General features: G+C 72.8%; 14 protein-coding genes and 1 tRNA gene. 6 read left to right on the forward strand and 9 right to left on the reverse strand.

Translation table 11 applies throughout. The features are described 5' to 3' along the window. The first annotated feature begins 47 nt into the window (after positions 1–47). Positions 48–1,745 (forward strand): ATP-binding protein, encoded by a 1,698-nt coding sequence (locus ACLE50_RS01475; RefSeq protein WP_410941502.1) that lies wholly within the window; start codon positions 48–50, stop codon positions 1,743–1,745. Positions 1,746–1,807: 62 nt separating this feature from the next. On the opposite strand, the gene ACLE50_RS01480 is transcribed toward ACLE50_RS01475, so the two are convergent. From ACLE50_RS01480 to ACLE50_RS01490, 3 genes are read right to left on the reverse strand one after another with little or no spacing between them, the layout of a single operon-like run. Next, positions 1,808–2,656, reverse strand: coding sequence for a metal ABC transporter permease (locus ACLE50_RS01480; RefSeq protein ID WP_410941503.1), 849 nt, complete (start codon positions 2,654–2,656; stop codon positions 1,808–1,810). Next, on the reverse strand, positions 2,656–3,516 hold the full coding sequence (locus ACLE50_RS01485) for a metal ABC transporter ATP-binding protein (RefSeq protein WP_410941504.1): 861 nt from the start codon (positions 3,514–3,516) through the stop codon (positions 2,656–2,658). The genes ACLE50_RS01480 and ACLE50_RS01485 overlap by 1 nt, the downstream gene beginning before the upstream one ends. A 27-nt stretch (positions 3,517–3,543) precedes the next feature. Further along, the gene (locus ACLE50_RS01490; protein ID WP_410941505.1) at positions 3,544–4,551 is read right to left on the reverse strand and encodes a metal ABC transporter solute-binding protein, Zn/Mn family; all 1,008 of its coding nucleotides are present in this window, start codon (positions 4,549–4,551) and stop codon (positions 3,544–3,546) included. Positions 4,552–4,712: 161 nt separating this feature from the next. On the opposite strand from ACLE50_RS01490, the gene ACLE50_RS01495 reads away from it, so the two are divergent. Both ACLE50_RS01495 and ACLE50_RS01500 read left to right on the forward strand, forming a co-directional pair. Further along, the gene (locus ACLE50_RS01495) at positions 4,713–5,816 is read left to right on the forward strand and encodes a LacI family DNA-binding transcriptional regulator (RefSeq protein WP_410941506.1); all 1,104 of its coding nucleotides are present in this window, start codon (positions 4,713–4,715) and stop codon (positions 5,814–5,816) included. Beyond that, positions 5,810–6,661, forward strand: a complete 852-nt coding sequence (locus tag ACLE50_RS01500; RefSeq protein ID WP_410941507.1) for an MOSC domain-containing protein — start codon at positions 5,810–5,812, stop codon at positions 6,659–6,661. The genes ACLE50_RS01495 and ACLE50_RS01500 overlap by 7 nt, the downstream gene beginning before the upstream one ends. Here ACLE50_RS01500 and otsB read toward each other — a convergent pair. The 3 genes from otsB to ACLE50_RS01515 are packed head-to-tail and all read right to left on the reverse strand — an operon-like array spanning position 6,658 to position 10,422. Then, the gene (gene otsB, locus ACLE50_RS01505; protein ID WP_410941508.1) at positions 6,658–7,434 is read right to left on the reverse strand and encodes a trehalose-phosphatase; all 777 of its coding nucleotides are present in this window, start codon (positions 7,432–7,434) and stop codon (positions 6,658–6,660) included. The two genes, ACLE50_RS01500 and otsB, sit on opposite strands and share 4 nt — an antisense overlap. Continuing rightward, the gene (locus ACLE50_RS01510; protein WP_410941509.1) at positions 7,431–8,882 is read right to left on the reverse strand and encodes an alpha,alpha-trehalose-phosphate synthase (UDP-forming); all 1,452 of its coding nucleotides are present in this window, start codon (positions 8,880–8,882) and stop codon (positions 7,431–7,433) included. Before ACLE50_RS01510 ends, otsB begins: the two co-directional genes overlap by 4 nt. A gap of 52 nt (positions 8,883–8,934) precedes the next feature. Further along, a complete protein-coding gene (locus tag ACLE50_RS01515) occupies positions 8,935–10,422 on the reverse strand; it encodes a threonine/serine exporter family protein (RefSeq protein WP_410941510.1) in 1,488 nt (495 codons plus the stop codon). A gap of 167 nt (positions 10,423–10,589) precedes the next feature. Here ACLE50_RS01515 and ACLE50_RS01520 point away from each other — a divergent pair. The 3 genes from ACLE50_RS01520 (at position 10,590) to ACLE50_RS01530 (ending at position 12,464) form a co-directional block, all read left to right on the forward strand. Further along, a tRNA-Thr gene (locus ACLE50_RS01520) sits at positions 10,590–10,661 on the forward strand. A gap of 70 nt (positions 10,662–10,731) precedes the next feature. After that, on the forward strand, positions 10,732–11,466 hold the full coding sequence (locus ACLE50_RS01525) for a DUF3800 domain-containing protein (protein ID WP_410941511.1): 735 nt from the start codon (positions 10,732–10,734) through the stop codon (positions 11,464–11,466). 314 nt (positions 11,467–11,780) lie between these two features. After that, positions 11,781–12,464: a TetR/AcrR family transcriptional regulator gene (locus ACLE50_RS01530; RefSeq protein WP_410941512.1), complete on the forward strand. Its 684-nt coding sequence runs from the start codon at positions 11,781–11,783 to the stop codon at positions 12,462–12,464. Positions 12,465–12,473: 9 nt separating this feature from the next. Here ACLE50_RS01530 and ACLE50_RS01535 read toward each other — a convergent pair whose 3' ends face one another. The 3 genes from ACLE50_RS01535 to ACLE50_RS01545 all read right to left on the reverse strand — a co-directional run bounded on the left by ACLE50_RS01535 (position 12,474) and on the right by ACLE50_RS01545 (position 15,766). Beyond that, positions 12,474–13,694 (reverse strand): MFS transporter, encoded by a 1,221-nt coding sequence (locus ACLE50_RS01535; RefSeq protein WP_410941513.1) that lies wholly within the window; start codon positions 13,692–13,694, stop codon positions 12,474–12,476. 63 nt (positions 13,695–13,757) lie between these two features. After that, a complete protein-coding gene (locus ACLE50_RS01540; protein ID WP_410941514.1) occupies positions 13,758–14,999 on the reverse strand; it encodes an MFS transporter in 1,242 nt (413 codons plus the stop codon). 176 nt (positions 15,000–15,175) lie between these two features. Then, positions 15,176–15,766, reverse strand: coding sequence for a dihydrofolate reductase family protein (locus tag ACLE50_RS01545; RefSeq protein WP_410941515.1), 591 nt, complete (start codon positions 15,764–15,766; stop codon positions 15,176–15,178). Positions 15,767–15,876: the final 110 nt, after the last annotated feature.

A 15,876-nucleotide genomic window follows, 5' to 3' on the forward strand; every position in this document is an offset into this window, starting at 1 on the left:
CTCCGCGCCTCCTCTACACGACGCGGCTTCTCCTCTACATTGTCGAGGTGGATGTAGAGGACTTGACGCATCTCGTTGCAGACATGCGTGCGGAGGGGAGCGACTTCGCGCAGGTCGAGGTCAAGCGAGCTGCGGGAGGCTTCCCCGAGAACCTCGCACCGACGTTCTCGGCGTTCGGCAACACGCCGGGTGGCGGGCTGTTGATCTTCGGACTCGACGAGGTTGCTTCGTTCGCGGCAACGGGCGTCTACGACGTCGCGGCGTGCAAGAAGGCAATCGCATCCACCGCACGCCAGGTGGTGCAGCCGCCGGTCGTGGTCGCGATCGAAAGTGTGGTGTTCGAGGGCGCCGACCTCGTGATCGCCACGGTCGCCGAACTCCCGGGCTCCGCGAAACCGTGCCGCGTCAGGTCCACGGGGCGCGCGTATCTCCGGTCGTACGACGGTGATTACCCCCTGTCCGACCTGGAAGAACAGGCGTTCGTGGCCAACCGGTCGACGCCCCGATTCGACCAGCAACCGGTCGACGAAGCGACCGCCGACGATCTCGACACCGAGCTCGTCGATGCGTATGTGGAGACAGCATCCGACCTGTCACCGGTCCTGCGCCGATTCGGACGCGACGAGTTGTTGTTCCGGACCGGCGTGCTGGTCGGGAAGGCCCGGGTGCCGAGTCTCGCGGGCCTGCTGGCGTTGGGCGTCTATCCCCAGCAGTTCTTTCCCAACCTCGTCATCCAGGCGAGTTCGGCACCGAGGCCGGACGCGGCCCCGGGGACCAGGGTCGACGACGCCCGTCGTTTCGACGGTCCGCTTCCCCTCATGCTCGAGGAAGCAGTGCGGTGGGTCGCACGGAACTCGAGGACCCGCATCAAGTTCGACGAGGACGGTCACGGCCGCGACGCTCCCGAGTATCCGCTGGTCGCAGTACGTGAGTTGCTCTCCAACGCACTCATACACCGAGATCTTGGTCCTTATGCGTTGGGCGAGGCCATCACCCTGCGCATCACCGACGATCAGCTGATCGTCTCGAATCCGGGAGGGCTTTTCGGCATCAGCGTCGCCCGTCTCGGAAGTGTGGGCGTCACCTCGGCGCGTAACGGGTACCTGGTTCGAATCTGCCAGAACGTCCGTACCGGACAGGGTGGGCGGGTCGTGGAGGCCTTGGCGACCGGCATTCCCACCGTCCTGGAGGTGATGTCCGGTGCCGGGATGGTCCCTCCGCGGTTCCAGGATCAGGGCATCAAGTTCGCGGTTCGTGTGCCGAACCACGCGCTGCTCTCCCGCGATGACGTCGACTGGTTGGCGCGCGTCACGAAGGGTGTCGCGTTGTCCGACACCCAACGCCACGTGCTCGCGCGAATGCGGCACTCGGAGGTCTTCACGAACAAGTCCCTGAGGGACGCCTTTCCGATGGACTCACGCGATGCGGGACGGCTCCTCAGCGAGTTGGTCGCAGCCGGTCTGGCAGAGGCCCGAGGCGAACGAGGAGGCCGTCTGTACGCCTTGGACGGCAAGCTGACCGGGCAGCGCTCCGAGCTCGATGACAGCGGCACGACCATCGAGCCGGAAGCATTGATCCTCGGAGTTCTTCGGGAAGGCCCGACGAAGCGCGCCGAGATCGAGCGGCGTACCGGCCTCACGTATCGGCAGGTGCAGTACGCCTTGCACGCGCTCCGTGAATCGGGATCCGTAGAGCTGAAGGGCACACCTGGTAGCCGAACGAGCGTGTACACCCTGACGAGCTGAGAACGCTTCGTGCAACGGCCGGCCCGCCCCGGTAGTCGTGACGGACCGACCGTCGTACGAGATCAGGCGCGGGCCGGGGTCCGCCCGCGCAGCCGGGCGGTCAGCCGGCACAGCAGGTAGGCGGCGAACCCGATCGAGGCGACGAAGCCGGAGATCGGCAGGTTCGTCAGCAGCGACAGCACCGTGCCTGCCAGCAGGCCGACCTCGGCGATCACGACGGCCAGCAGGGTGGCCAGCGCCGGGTTCGCGGTGACCCGGTTCGCCGCGGCGCCCGGCACGATCATCACGGCCATCACGAGGATGGCGCCGACGATCGGCACAGCGAGTGCTGCGACCAGCCCGATCAGCACCGCGAAGACCAGCGACAGCGCCCGCACCGGCACGCCGCGGGCCAGCGCGACCTCCGGGTCGGTGCTCGCGAACAGCAACGGCCGGTAGACCACCAGCAGCGTCGCCAGCACCAGCACGGTGACGCCGGTGAGCACCCACAGGTTGGTGCCGTCCACGGCGACGATCGAGCCGGTCAGCAGGCCGAACCGGTTGGCCGAGCGGCCCTGGTAGAGCGACAGGAACAGCACACCCAGGCCGAGGCCGAACGCCATGACGACGCCGATCACCGAGTCCCGCTCGCGCTGGCGCAGCCCGAGGATGCCGAACAGCGCCGCCGCGGCGACGGCGCCGACGACCGCGCCCTGCCCGACGTAGTCCGCGCCGACGAACAGCAGCGCGGCCGCGCCGCCGGTGAACGACAGCTCCGCGGTGCCGTGCACGGCGAACGACATGCCCCGGCTGACCACCAGCGGCGTCAGCAGCCCGGCGACGAGGCCGAGCACCGCGCAGGCGATCAGCGCGTTCTGCACGAACGGCTGGCCGAGCAGGTAGGTGAAGTCGTCGTAGGAGATGAGCCCCATCAGACGTGCACCCCGCCGTGGTCGGGGTGCAGCGAGGCGCCTGCGTCGTCGGTCGAGGTCTTCGACCCGACGGGCGAGTCCTCCGCCCCCACCACGACCAGCCGGTCCCGCACCCGCAGCACGTCGACGTCGGTCCGGTAGAGCTCGGTCAGCACCTTCGAGGTCATGACCTCCTCGGTGGGCCCGATCCGGAACTGCCCGTCCACCAGGTAGATCACCCGGTCGACCATCGGCAGCACCGGGTTGATCTCGTGCGTGACGAACAGGACGGCCGTCCCCGCGGACTTCCGCCGGGAGTCGATCAGCCGGGTCACGGTCTGCTGGTGGGAGATGTCCAGCGAGAGCAGGGGCTCGTCGCACAGCAGCACGGCCGGGTCCCCGACGAGCGCCTGGGCGACCCGCAGCCGCTGCTGCTCACCGCCGGAGAGCCGGCCGACCGGCCAGTTCGCGTACGCGCTGCCGCCGACCTGCTCCAGGGCGCGGGCGACCTTCTCCTTGCGCTCGCGGCGTCCGCCCAGGCCGATCCCGAACCTGTGGCCGTCGAGGCCGAGGCCGACGAGGTCGCGGCCGCGCAGCGGGAGGTCGGGGTCCAGGGGCCGCTGCTGCGGGATGTAGCCGATCTCCGGGCTGCCTCGGCGCGGGGTGTGCCCGCCGACCTCGACCTCGCCCTCGGACAGCGGCAACAGCCCGAGCAGGACCCGCATCAGGGTGGTCTTGCCCGACCCGTTCGGGCCGAGCACGGCGACGAACTCGCCGGGCTGGACGTCGAGGTTCAGCCCGGACCACAGGGTCCGGTCGCCGAACCGCAGGCCCGCCCCGCGCAGCGAGAGCGCGGGGCGGGCGGTTCCGGTGGTGCTCATGGCGAGCAGCCTCCTCCTACGGGTGGATCAACGTCCGAGCGCGCCGTTGAGCGCGTCCAGGTTCTGGTTCATCCACTGCCCGTAGTCGGTCACGCCGGCGGGCAGCGTCTCCGACATCTCGACGACCGGGACGTTGCCCTGCTGGGCGGCATTGCGGACCTGGTCGGTGGTCGCCGACTGGGTCTGGCTGTTGAGGATCAGGGCCTTGGCCTGGGCCGGGGCCTTGAACAGCGCCAGGGTCTTCGCGACGACCGCGGCGGGCGGGTCGTTGCCCTCCTCGACGGCCTCGGAGAACTCCTCCGGGGTCACGTTCTGGATCTTCGCGGCCTGCAACAGGTAGCCCGGGACGGGCTCGGTGTAGGCGACCTTGGTCTTCGGGTGGGCCTGGCCGATGCCGGCGGCCTTCTTCGTCAGCTCGTCGGTCTTGGCGTCGAAGGCCTTGGCGTTCGACGCGTAGGTCTGCGCGTTGGCCGGGTCGGCGGTGGAGAGCTGCTTCGCGACGTCGTCGGCGACCTTGTGGGCGGTGGCGAAGCTGTACCAGACGTGCTCGTTGAACTCCGGGCCCTCCTCCTCGCCACCCTCGGCGGGCTTCTCGGCGCCGTGGTCGTGGTCGTGCTCGGAGGCCTCGGCGGAGCCGGGGAGCCCGGAGACCTGCACGGCGTCGATCACCGGGGCCTTGTTGCCGGAGGACTCGACCAGCTTCTCCATGAACGAGTCGTAGCCGCCGCCGTTCTGGATCAGGACCTTGGCCTGGCCGACCTTCGCCGCGTCCTGCGGGGTGGTCTCGTACTCGTGCGGGTCCTTGTCGGGGCTGTCGATGATCGACTGGACGTCGACCTTGTCGCCGCCGACGGCCTGGGCGACCGAACCCCAGACGTTGGTCGAGGCGACGACGGCGATCTTGCCGGAGTCGCCGGCGCCGGGTGCCGGGGGAGCGGCCTGGTCACCGCCGGAGTTGCCACAGGCGGACAGCCCGAGGACGACGACGGCCGCCCCGGCCGCGAGTGCGGCGGGGCGGAACGGGGGGCGAGTCACGAGGACTTCTCCTATCAGGGTATGGCCATGCGTTTATCGGAAACCGTTCTCGGTTCACTTTACGCCGCCGGCGGTGCCGGACGCCCATGCGGAAACCCTGATGGGACCCGCTGCGGCGGGCCGACTTTCACGGTGCAGAGCACGCCGCTACCGTTCCGGGAATGACCGGGTCACCGCACGCGCGACGACCGGCGACGCTGGCGTCGCTGGCCGCCGAACTGGGCGTCTCGCGGACGACCGTGTCCAATGCCTACAACCGTCCGGACCAGCTCTCCGCGCCACTGCGCGAGCGCGTCCTGGAGGCGGCGCGACGGCTAGGGTACCCGGGCCCCGATCCGGTGGCTCGATCGCTGCGCACCCGTAGGGCCGGCGCGGTCGGCCTGCTGCTCACCGAGGCGCTGAGCTACGCCTTCCGCGACCCCGTCGCCACGGGGTTCCTGGAGGGACTCGCGCTGGCCTGCGAGAACGCCGGGACCGGGCTGCTGCTCGTGCCGGTCAGCCCCGAGCACTCCGATGTCGACGCCGTGCACCAGGCCGGGGTCGACGGGTTCGTCGTCTACTCCGTCAGCGAGGACGACCCGCACTTCCGCGCCGTGCTGTCCCGCCCGCTGCCGACCGTCGTCTGCGACCAGCCCGCCGACGTCGAGGGCGTCGACCGGGTCGGTGTCGACGACCGCGCGGGCACCCTCGCGCTCGGGAAGCACCTGGCCGAGCTGGGGCACCGGCGGATCGGCGTGGTCTGCATGCGGCTCGGGTCCCGGCGCCACGACGGCCCGGTCGACCTCGAACGCCAGCAGGCCAGCTCCTACAGCGTGCAGCGCGAGCGCCTCGCCGGGCTGCGCGAGTCGTTCACCGACGCCGGCGTCGACTGGTCAGCCGTACCGGTGATCGAGCGGTTCGAGCACACCGAGGACGCCGGTGCCGACGCCGCGGCCGCGCTGCTCGACGACCACCCGGGGATCACCGCGCTGATCTGCACCTCCGACATCCTCGCGCTGGGCGCGCTCGCAGAGGCCCGCCGCCGCGGCCTGCGGGTGCCCGAGGACATCTCGGTCGCCGGGTTCGACGGCGTCCCCGAGGCCGAGCGGGCCGGGCTCACCACGGTCCGCCAGCCGTTCCGGGAGAAGGGCCTGGTCGCCGGGCGCCTGCTGCTGGAGCGCGGCGACCGCAGCCGCCCCGAGCACGTCACGCTGCCGACCGAGCTGCTCGTCGGCGACACGACCCGGGCGCTGCGCCAGTCGGGGGAGTTCTTCTCCGGATGGTGACCCTGGCCGGGCTGCGCCGGTACCCGGTGAAGTCCTGCCGGGGCACCGACCTGGACCGGGCGGTCGTCGAGCGCGCCGGGCTCGCCGGGGACCGCCGCTGGATGCTCGTCGACGACGACGGCGGCATGGTCACCGCCCGCGCCCACCCGCGGCTGCTGCTCGCCGTCCCCGCCCTGCGGGCCGACGGCCTGGACGTCACCGGGCCGGGCCTGCCCCCGCTCTCGGTGCGGATCCCCGACGGCGACCCGGTCCCGGTTCGCGTGCACCGCTCGGACACCGCCGGTGTGCCCGCCTCCGACGAGGCGCACGCCTGGTTCTCCGAGCTGCTGGGCGAGAAGGTCCGGCTGGTGCACCTCGACGACCCGGGGCACCGCCGCCCGGACCCGGGGTTCTCCGCACCGGACGACCGGGTCGGCTTCGCCGACGGCTACCCGTTGCTGCTCACCTCGGCCGCGTCGCTGGACGCGGTGAACGAACTGGTCGCGGCCGGCTCCCACGCGCACGAGGGGCCGCTGCCGATGACCCGGTTCCGGCCGAACGTCGTCGTCGACGGCGCCCCGGCCTGGGCCGAGGACGGCTGGCGCCGGATCCGGATCGGTGACGCCGCGTTCCGGGTGGCGAAGGGCTGCGCGCGCTGCGTGCTCACCACCGCCGACCCGGAGACCGCCGTGAAGGGCCGCGAACCGATGGCGACCCTGGCCCGGCACCGCCGGTTCGGCTCCGGCGTCTGGTTCGGGGTGAACCTGATCCCCGACGACCCCGGCGCCGGGATCGCGCTCGGCGACCGCGTCGAGATCCTGGAGGCGGCGGACCCGGCCGCGGGCCCGCCGCGCCGAGCTCTCTAGCGCCGCAGCTCGGCCAGCCGGGTCAGCACCGCGGACAGCGCCTCGGGGCCGGCGACGCGGTACCCGGCGGCGGTGTCGCCGTCGCCGACCTTGACCCCGACGTCGGTGTCCCCTCCTTCGAGCACGCGGAACGCGGTCTCGTCGGTGACGTCGTCACCGGCGAAGAACACCGCGTCCGCGCCGAGGCTCTCCCGCAGCGTCCGCACCGCGGAGCCCTTGGAGGTCCGCAGCACCGCGAGGTCGAGGACGTCCTTGCCCGCGGTGCCGTCGACGTCGCCGTGCTCCCACTCGCGGGAGACCCGCTCCAGCAGGGCGCGCCCGGCGTCGGGGTCCATGCCGCGCACGTGCACGGCCCCACCCGCGGGCTTGGTCTCCAGCCGCGCGCCCGGAGCGGCGTCGACGAGCTCCTGCAGCCCGGCGAGCAGCTCGGTGCGCCGCCGGGCCTGTTCGTCGGTGAGCAGGCCGCCGCGGCCGAGCCGGGCGGCCAGCTCGTCGTCGAACTCGGCGCCGTGGCTGCCGACCAGCCCGACCGGCGGGGCGAAACCGGAGACGGCGGCGAGGTCGTCGCGGCCCCGGCCGGACACCATGACCACGGTCGTCGCCGGGGCCCCGGCCAGTGCGCGGACCGCGTCGGCCGAGGCCGGCAGCGGCCGCGACGAGGACGGGTCGTCCACCAGCGGGGCCAGCACGCCGTCGAAGTCCAGGGCGACCAGCAGCGTCCCGGCGGCGGCGAGCTTCTGCAACGCGGAGTCCAGCCCGGCCGGGACGTTCACTCGGGCACCTTCACACCGAGCGTCTCCAGGAACGAGCGCGCCCAGCGGTCGACGTCGTGGTCGAGGACCTGGCGGCGCAACATCCGCATCCGCTTGTGGCCCTCCTCGGGGTTCATCGTCAGCGCCGCGTACAGCGTCTCCTTGACCCCGTCGGTGTCGTGCGGGTTGACCAGCAGTGCGCTGGTCAGCTCGATCGCGGCACCGGTGAACTCCGACAGCACGAGGACGCCGCCGTCGTCGTGCCTGCTGGCGACGTACTCCTTGGCGACCAGGTTCATGCCGTCGCGCAGCGGGGTCACGAGCATGACGTCGGCGGCCAGGAAGAACGCGACGAGCTCCTCGCGGGGCAGCGAACGGTGCAGGTAGTGCACGGCGGGGCGCCCGACCCGGGCGTACTCGCCGTTGATCCGGCCGACCGAGAGCTCGATGTCGTCGCGCATCTGCTGGTAGTGCTCGACCCGTTCCCGCGACGGCGTCGCGAGCTGGATCATCGCCGCGTCGATCGCGGTCTCCGAGCCGCTCCACGACGTCTCACCGACGGTGACCCGGTCCTCCTCCAGCAGCTCGTGGAACGCGCGCAGCCGGACGTCGATGCCCTTGGTGTAGTCGAGCCGGTCGACGCCGAGCACGATCTTGTCCGGGTCGCCCAGCTCGGCGCGGATCTGCGCGGCCCGCTCGATGACCTCGTCGGTGCGGGAGAGCTCGTCGAGGCGTGTGGAGTCGATCGAGATCGGGAAGGCGCCGAGCCGGACCTGACGGCCGCCGTAGCGCAGGACTTCGGGGTCGCGCTCGGGGGTCGCGCCGGCGAGCTCCTGGGAGAGCCAGTGGAAGTTGCGGACGCCGCCGTCGGTGTGGAACCCGACCAGGTCGGCGCCGAGCAGCCCCTCCATGATCCGCGTCCGCCACGGCAGCTGGCGGAACAGCTCGACCGGCGGGAACGGGATGTGCAGGAAGAAGCCGATCTTCAGGTCGGGGCGCAGCTCCCGCAGGTGCCCGGGGACGAGCTGGAGCTGGTAGTCCTGCACCCACACGGTCGCGCCGTGCGCGGCGACCTTCGCGACCTCCTCGGCGAAGCGCTGGTTGACCGCGGTGTAGGCGCGCCACCAGTGCCGGTGGAACTGCGGCTGGGCGACCACATCGTGGTAGAGGGGCCAGAGGGTCGCGTTGGAGAAGCCCTCGTAGTAGTCCTCGACCTCCTGCGCGGTCAGCTTCACCGGGAACAGCGACAGGCCGTCCTCGGCGAGCGGCTCGACGTCGACGTCGGGGACCCCTGGCCAGCCGACCCAGGCACCCTCGCGCGCCCGCAGCGTCGGCTCCAGTGCGGTGACCAGGCCTCCGGGGCTGCGCTTCCAGCCGGAACTGCCGTCCGGGTTCTGTACGTAGTCCACGGGTAGCCGGTTGGCCACCACCACGAGGTCAGCCTCGGACACGGGCTCGCCGCTGGTCACATCTCCTCCTCGACGCGTCGGGCCGGGTTCACCCCCGACCCGGTGCCAGAGCCTACTTCGAGTCGAGCATCGTGGCTCCGGTGTCGGCCGCGTCGTCGACCTCGGGCTCCTGCATGAAACCGCCGCCGGACGCCCCGGGCTCGGCGCCCTGGTGCTTCTCCTCCGGGCGGCGCCGCGGCCGGGTGATGAACTGGCCGAGCGCCACGCCCGCGGCCAGCGCGAGACCGACGGCCAGGGCGAGCGTGATCGTCACCAGGCCCTGCGACCCCGCGCCGTCCACGGCCAGCTGGTAGAAGCCGCGGTAGGCCTGCAGACCGGGCAGCAGCGGGGTGACACCGGCGAGGGTGACCACCATCGGCGGGGTACGCGTGCCGCGGCGCAGCAGACCGGCGGCGAGACCGACGACCAGCGCCGCGAGCCCGGTGGCCGGGATCTGGCCGACCCCGACGGTCTGGGTGAGCAGGCCGTAGACCAGCCAGCTCGCCGAGCCGACCAACCCGGCGAGCGGCAGCGACCGCAGCGGGGCGTAGCCGGCGAGCGCGTAGAACACCGACGACGTCGCACCCGCCAGCACCGACAACCCGAACTGGCCGACGCTCGACGGCAGGTCGCCGGAGACCTCCAGTGGCTGGTGCAGCGTGAAGGAGATCTGCAGGCCGATGACGACGCCGGTCAGCAGCCCCGCCGACAGCAGGGAGATCTCCACGATCCGGGCCGACGCCGTCAGGTAGTAGCCGGACAGGGCGTCCTGCACCGTGGAGACCACGCTCAGCCCGGACAGGAGCACCGTGATGCCCGCGGCGACGATGAACGACGGCCGGGCGCCCGGCCCGAACACGTTGGCCGCCATCAGCATCAGCGCCGACATCGTCGCGAGGAACCCGCCGAGGGTCTGCTGGAAGAACGTCGGGACGCCCCACCGCGACAGCTGCCTGCCGATCCGGTCGATCACCGCGGTCGTCACCGACGCCGCCGTGGCAGTCAGGACACCGCCACCGAGCAGCAGGGCGATCGACGCGGCCAGGCCGGCCCAGCCGACCGTCGCGACCCAGCGCGGGTACGGGTGCGGGGTGCGGGCGACCTCGGAAACCCGGGCGGATGCCGCGCGGACGTCGAGCAGGCCGGCCTCGACGTCGTTGACGACCTGCTCGGTCTCGGCCAGCCGGGACAGGTCGAGCGTGCGGTAGCGGACCAGCCGCATCGACGTCACCGGCTGGGCGGCGTTGCCGCGGTGGCAGCAGATCGTGATCGAGGTGAACGTGATGTCGACGTCGACGGCGGGCAGACCCGCCGCGTTGGCGAGTCGCAGCATCGTCGCGGTGACCTCGTCGACGGACTCGCCCGAGGACAGCTCGATCTCGCCGATCCGCATGCAGAGGTCGATCACCTGCTGGACCTGCGCGTCGTCGGGGACCTGCGGGCCGAGCATGAGCATCGGCACGGTCGACGGGCCCGGTGTGAGCAGCCGCTTCGCGTCCCGGCGCAGCGCTCCGCGCAGCCGCCGCGCGAACCGGTCCACCGCCGGGCTCTCGTCCGTCACGCTTCCCGCCACCCCCGCTGATCCCGATCGTCCGCCCGAGTCGGGTCACTCTCTCAGAACCCGGGGAGGTGCCGCGGAACGGCTCCGGGTGCGGCGCCCCCCGTCCGACGACGGATCAGCAGGTGGGGCGGTTGCGTTGCGGGCGAGGGGTTAGGCTGGAATCACACGCCGGTGTAGCTCAGTGGTAGAGCAACTCTCTTGTAAAGAGTAGGTCGTCGGTTCGATCCCGACCTCCGGCTCCGTGCGGGAATCCTTCCGGGGATCCGCAACCACCTCCCGTTACCGCGGAGCCTGGGTAACGTCACCCTGATGACCGACGCCGCCCGGCTGCACGCCTTCGTCGACGAAGCAGGGGTCCGGGCGCGGACACCGAAGTCCAGCGCGCACTTCGTCATGTCGGCCGTCATCGTCCCGGACGAGGCACTGCCCCACGCCGCGGCTGTGCTCGCGGGTCTGCGTGCCGATCTGGGGCGGAAGCCCGGTGACACCCTGCACTGGCGGAACGTGAAGACGCACTCGCAGCGCCTGCGGATCGCTCAGGTGATCGGGCGTACCGACTGTATGACCCTGTCGTCGGTGGTCGTGTGCAAACCGCTGCTACCCGGGCCCGCGCTCGACGAGGACACCGCGTACCTGTACACGCTCCGCTATCTGCTCGAGCGGTTGTCGTGGTTCGCGCGCGACTTCCGCCGCCGCCTCGACTACACGCTGGCGCACATCGTGCGGTTCAAGCTGGCCACACTGCGGGCGTACGAGGCGGAACTCCGAGCCGATCCCGACTGCCGTGTGGCGTGGGACTGGCTGGACCCGCACGGCGGCCGGCTCGACCAGCCGGGGAATCTCGAATACCTGCAGCTGGCCGACGCGGTCGCATCGGCCACGTTCGCCGCGTTCGAGGAGGATGCGTTCGGCAACACCGAGCGGCGCTACCTGCAGGAGATGGCCGGCCGCCTCTACCGGCGCGGGCACGGCAACCTGACGTCGTACGGCCTGAAGATGCACCCGTGGTCGGAGACCGACTATCCGTGGGTGACCGAGCTGTAGGTCCGGCTGGCTGTGGGCCCGGTTGTAGGTGTGGCGCCCGCCTGTGCCGTTTCCGGGTGCTGCTGTTTCCACCAGCAGACGGGCGTCCACACCTGAAACAACGGTACGCGCTCCTCGCCGATGCGCAACGACACATTTCCACAGGTCATCGGCCCGCCGCCGCGCGGCGAGATCGCCAGGATCGGGACAGGACGATCGCCGGGCGAACGGCCGGTCACGGACGTGCCGATCATGCCGGTCGCGGCCCGCGCCCCACGTCGTCCATCGAACTTGACGGCGGTAAGTCCCTGTGCCCGAAGGTAGGGTTCCCGACCATGACGACCGACGAGCCGGGCCCCACGGTGCTCTGGCTGCGCGAGGCGAAGCCCCGGGCGGCGCGCCGCGCCGAGCCCCTCACCCCGGAGCGGATCGTCGCCGCGGCCGTCGCCGAGCTCGACGAGCACGGGGCGGACAGGCTGACGATGCGCCGGCTCGCGCAGCGGCTCGACGTGACCTCGACGGCGCTCTACTGGCACGTGGCCACGAAGGAGGACCTGCACGACCTGGTTCTCGACCACGTCCTCGGCGAGGTGCCGATCCCGCCCGGCGACGCCGACCCGCGGGCCGCGCTGCGCGTCCTGGTGCTCGGGTGGCGGTCGGCGATGCTCGCGCACCCGTGGTCGGCACGGATGGTCGGCCGGCCGATGCTCGGCCCGAACGTGCTGGCGCGCACCGAGTTCCTGCAGGCCACGTTGTCCCGCGCGGGGCTGTCCGGGATCGACCTGGCCTCGGCGGGGAGCCTGCTCGCCGAGTTCGTCATCGGCGCGGTGGTCACCGAGACCACCTGGCGGCAGCTCGACGACCCGGCCGTGCGCGCCGCGGCGCGGGACCACGTCGCCGGGCACGCGGACCGCTACCCGACGCTGAGCGCCACCGGTTTCGTGGCGCGGGACCAATGGTCGGACACCGAGCTGTTCGAGCACGGCCTGGACCGGCTGCTGGACGCCGTGCTGCCCTGACCGCGGGGCTCAGGCCGGCGGGTCCAGGCCTGCGCCACGGTGCGTTCCCGGTCGGCGAGCAGGTCCAGGCGCCGACGCGCTGCGCGGCCGCAGCGACCACCCGGTCGCGACACCGGTCGCCACGGTGACGCCGGCCAGGGTGAGCAGTGCCGCGGGCAGCGCCCACGCGGCCGCGACCGCCCCGACGAGCAGCGGCCCGCCTGCGTCGCCCAGCTCGCGGCCGATCTCGGCGTTGCCCATCGTGCGGCCGGTCCGCTCCACCGGTGTCGACGCGGCCAGGTGCGCGAACGCCAGCGGCGTCACCACCGCGACCATGACCCCGAACAGCGCCGCGGCGGCGAACAGGGTCACCGCGTGCGGCGCCGTCGCGAGCAGCACCAGACCCGCGGCCGCCGCCCCGAGCCCGGCGACGCTGCCGCCGCGGGTGCGGATCCGGCCGCGGTCGCGCAGCCGCCCGGCGACGGGCTGGGCGAGCGTCGACACCAGCGCCATCAGTGCGACGGCCGCGGCGCCGGAGAGCGGGTGCAGGTCCAGCCGCGCCGCGAGCAGCGGCAGGAACCCGACGGCGACGCCGAGTACGGCGGTGCTCGTCGCGAGCAGCAGGGTGGGGACGAGGAAGCCGCGTTCGGTGCTCCGGCGGACCAGGTCGAGCACGGTGTAGCGGGTCCGCGGCACCGGCTCCGGGGCGGGCACGACCGCCGCCACCCACACCGCGGCCACGGCACCGAGCAGCCCGAGCACCGTGTAGACCGCGCGGATCCCGAGCACGTGGTCCAGGCCCACCCCGATCAGCGGGCCGAGCAGGTACCCGAGACTCTTCCACGCGCCGTAGCGGCCGAAGAACCCGCCGAGCCGGTCCGGTCCGGCCAGCCGCGCGACCGCCGCCGACGACGACGGCGAGAACGCCGCGGCCGCCGCGCCCTGCCCGAGCCGGGCGAGCACCAGCACCACCGGCACCGGTGCGGCCACCGCGACCGCGGAGGCCACGGCGAACGCGACGAGGCCGCCGACGATCACCGGTTTCGGCCCGATCCGGTCCGACAGCGCGCCGAACAGCGGTTTGAGGACGACCTCGGCGACGTCGTAGAGCGCCAGCGCGACGCCGAGGCCGAGCAGCGACAGGCCGAGGTCGTCGGTCCCGGCGCCGAGCACGGTCGCCACCCCGTGTGCGCCGAACGCGGTGGTGAACCCGGCCAGGTAGAGCGGGACGAGCGCCCGCTGGGTGGTCACCCCGGGACTGTCCCAGAACCGGACCGGGGTGGACCCGGGTGGACGCCGGTGACCCGGGCGACCTCAGGGGCGCAGCCGCGAGCGCAGCGCGAGCAGCACCACCAGCGCGGCCACGGTGCCGCCCATCGGGACCCCGAACCCGCTGCCGGTGCCGAGCCGGTCCTCCAGCTGCCCGGCGACGGTGACCGCCACGGCCTGGCCCAGCGCCGTCGCCCCGGTCAGCCAGGCGAACGCCTCGGTGCGCGCCCCGGCCGGGACGAGCCGCCCGGCCAGGGTGAATCCGCTGACCACGGCCGGGGCGACGCACAGCCCGGCCGGCAGTCCGGCGGCGCCGACGAGCGGCGGCCAGGCCGCGAACCCGGGCAGGGACACGAACCAGGTCAGGGACGCGGTCGCGGCCAGTGCGGTGTAGCCGGCCAGCAGGCGTCGCCGGGGCGGGGACCGCCAGGTGACCGCGCCCATGATCAGGGCGGCGGTCATGTTGCCTGCGGCGAAGACGCCGTAGAACACGCCGTTGAGGCCGGGTGCCCCGATCGACTCCGAGTACGCGGCCAGCGCGACCTGCATCCCGCCGAACACCGAGCCGACCCCGAGGAACGCCACGACCAGCACCCGCACCCCGGGCACCGCCCACGCGGACCCGGCCGGGGTGGCCGCGGTGCGCTCGGCGCGCGGCGGCTCGGTGCCCCGCTGCGCGGCGAACAGCAGGCCGCCCACCAGCACCAGCAGCGCCTCGGCGACCAGCCCGGCCGCCGGGTCGAGCGAGGTGCACAGCAGCGTCGCCAGCAGCGGGCCGAGGACGAAGGACAGCTCGTCGGTGACCGACTCGAACGCGACCGCGGTCTGGCCCAGCGGGCCGTCGCCGAGCAACGCGCTCCACCGGGCCCGCACCATCGGCCCGATCTGGGGTGCCGTCGCCCCGGCCGGGACGGCGGCCGCCAGCAGGGCCCACAGTGGCGCGCCCGCCGTGGCCAGCGCGGTGAGACCGAGAGCGGCGACGACGTGCACCGCGACGTCGGGCAGCAGCACCGCCCGCTGACCGTGCCGGTCGGCCAGGCGGCCGATCCACGGCGAGAACAGTGCCACCGAGGTACCGGCGACGGCCGCGGTGGCACCTGCGGCGCCGTAGGACCCGGTGGTGTGCCGGACCAGCAGCACGATCGAGATGGTCAGCATCGCGAACGGCTGCCGGGCGAGGAAGCCGGGCAGGACGAAGCCGCGGGCGCCGGGCGTCCGGAGCAGCCGTCCGTAGCCGGCCGGGGCAGTGGGGGAGGTCGGGAGGGTCGGGGAACCTGTCGGGGTCACCGCGACGGGCCTTTCCGCCGCCCGGGGAGGGCACGGCGGCCCCCGAGAGCCGTCCACCTGCGCTCCGCGGTAGATACCGGAGCACCCGGCACGGGCTGCTCGGCCGCCATACTGATGCGCCGGCTCCGCACCGGGCAGAAGTGGTCGTTCTGAGTCGGATCCAGGCTACGTCCCGGTCAGGCCGGGACGTGCAGGGTGGGCCGGTAGACCAGCTCCTGGACGCCCCCGTCGAGCGTTCGGCAGGAGAGCAGCTCCAGGTCGAAGTCGTCGGCACCGCCGAACACCGGAGCCTCCCCGGTCCGCCCGGTGAGTACCGGGAAGATCGTCAGCTGCACCCGGTCGACCAGGCCCGCGGCCATCAGCGACCGGTTCAGCGCCAGGCTGCCGTGCGAGCGGATCGGGACGTCGGACCCGGCCTTCATCCGGGCGACGATCTCGGTGGCGTCCCCGTGCGCGACGGTCGCGTGCGGCCAGTCGAGGGGCCCCGACAGTGTCGAGGAGATCACCGTCGTGGGCATCGACCGCATCCGCGCGATCCACGGGTCGAAGCGCTCCGGGGGCTCCTCGGCCGGGCCGAGCAGCTCGACGAATTCCCGGTACGTCGCGGCGCCGAAGACCATTCGCTGCTCGGGCCCGAACGAGGCGAGCCTGCGGTCCAGGAACTCGGGGCCCTGCTTGCCCCAGTAGCCACCCCAGTCGCCGTCCCCGCCGTAGGAGCCGTAGCCGTCGAGGCTCGAGAAGACGTCGAAGGTGTACGTGGCGGTCATGGCTGCCTCCGGTGTGGACCGACCGGCCCGGCGCCGGTCTCCTGATCCTGCTGACCGGAGGCGCCGGCGGATCTCATCGCCGGAGCGCGGACCGCCCACCGGAGTGGCAG

Origin of the sequence: Pseudonocardia phyllosphaerae (assembly GCF_046546475.1) — a bacterium.
Lineage (GTDB): Bacteria > Actinomycetota > Actinomycetes > Mycobacteriales > Pseudonocardiaceae > Pseudonocardia > Pseudonocardia phyllosphaerae.

What these genes read in the sequence shown, in the direction of transcription:
- ACLE50_RS01500 (WP_410941507.1), top strand. Translation starts at nt 5,810, where the DNA reads ATGGTGACCCTGGCCGGGCTGCGCCGGTACCCGGTGAAGTCCTGCCGG.
- ACLE50_RS01530 (WP_410941512.1), top strand. Translation starts at nt 11,781, where the DNA reads ATGACGACCGACGAGCCGGGCCCCACGGTGCTCTGGCTGCGCGAGGCG.
- ACLE50_RS01545 (WP_410941515.1), bottom strand. Translation starts at nt 15,766, where the DNA reads ATGACCGCCACGTACACCTTCGACGTCTTCTCGAGCCTCGACGGCTAC.
- ACLE50_RS01485 (WP_410941504.1), bottom strand. Translation starts at nt 3,516, where the DNA reads ATGAGCACCACCGGAACCGCCCGCCCCGCGCTCTCGCTGCGCGGGGCG.
- ACLE50_RS01480 (WP_410941503.1), bottom strand. Translation starts at nt 2,656, where the DNA reads ATGGGGCTCATCTCCTACGACGACTTCACCTACCTGCTCGGCCAGCCG.
- ACLE50_RS01495 (WP_410941506.1), top strand. Translation starts at nt 4,713, where the DNA reads ATGACCGGGTCACCGCACGCGCGACGACCGGCGACGCTGGCGTCGCTG.
- ACLE50_RS01525 (WP_410941511.1), top strand. Translation starts at nt 10,732, where the DNA reads ATGACCGACGCCGCCCGGCTGCACGCCTTCGTCGACGAAGCAGGGGTC.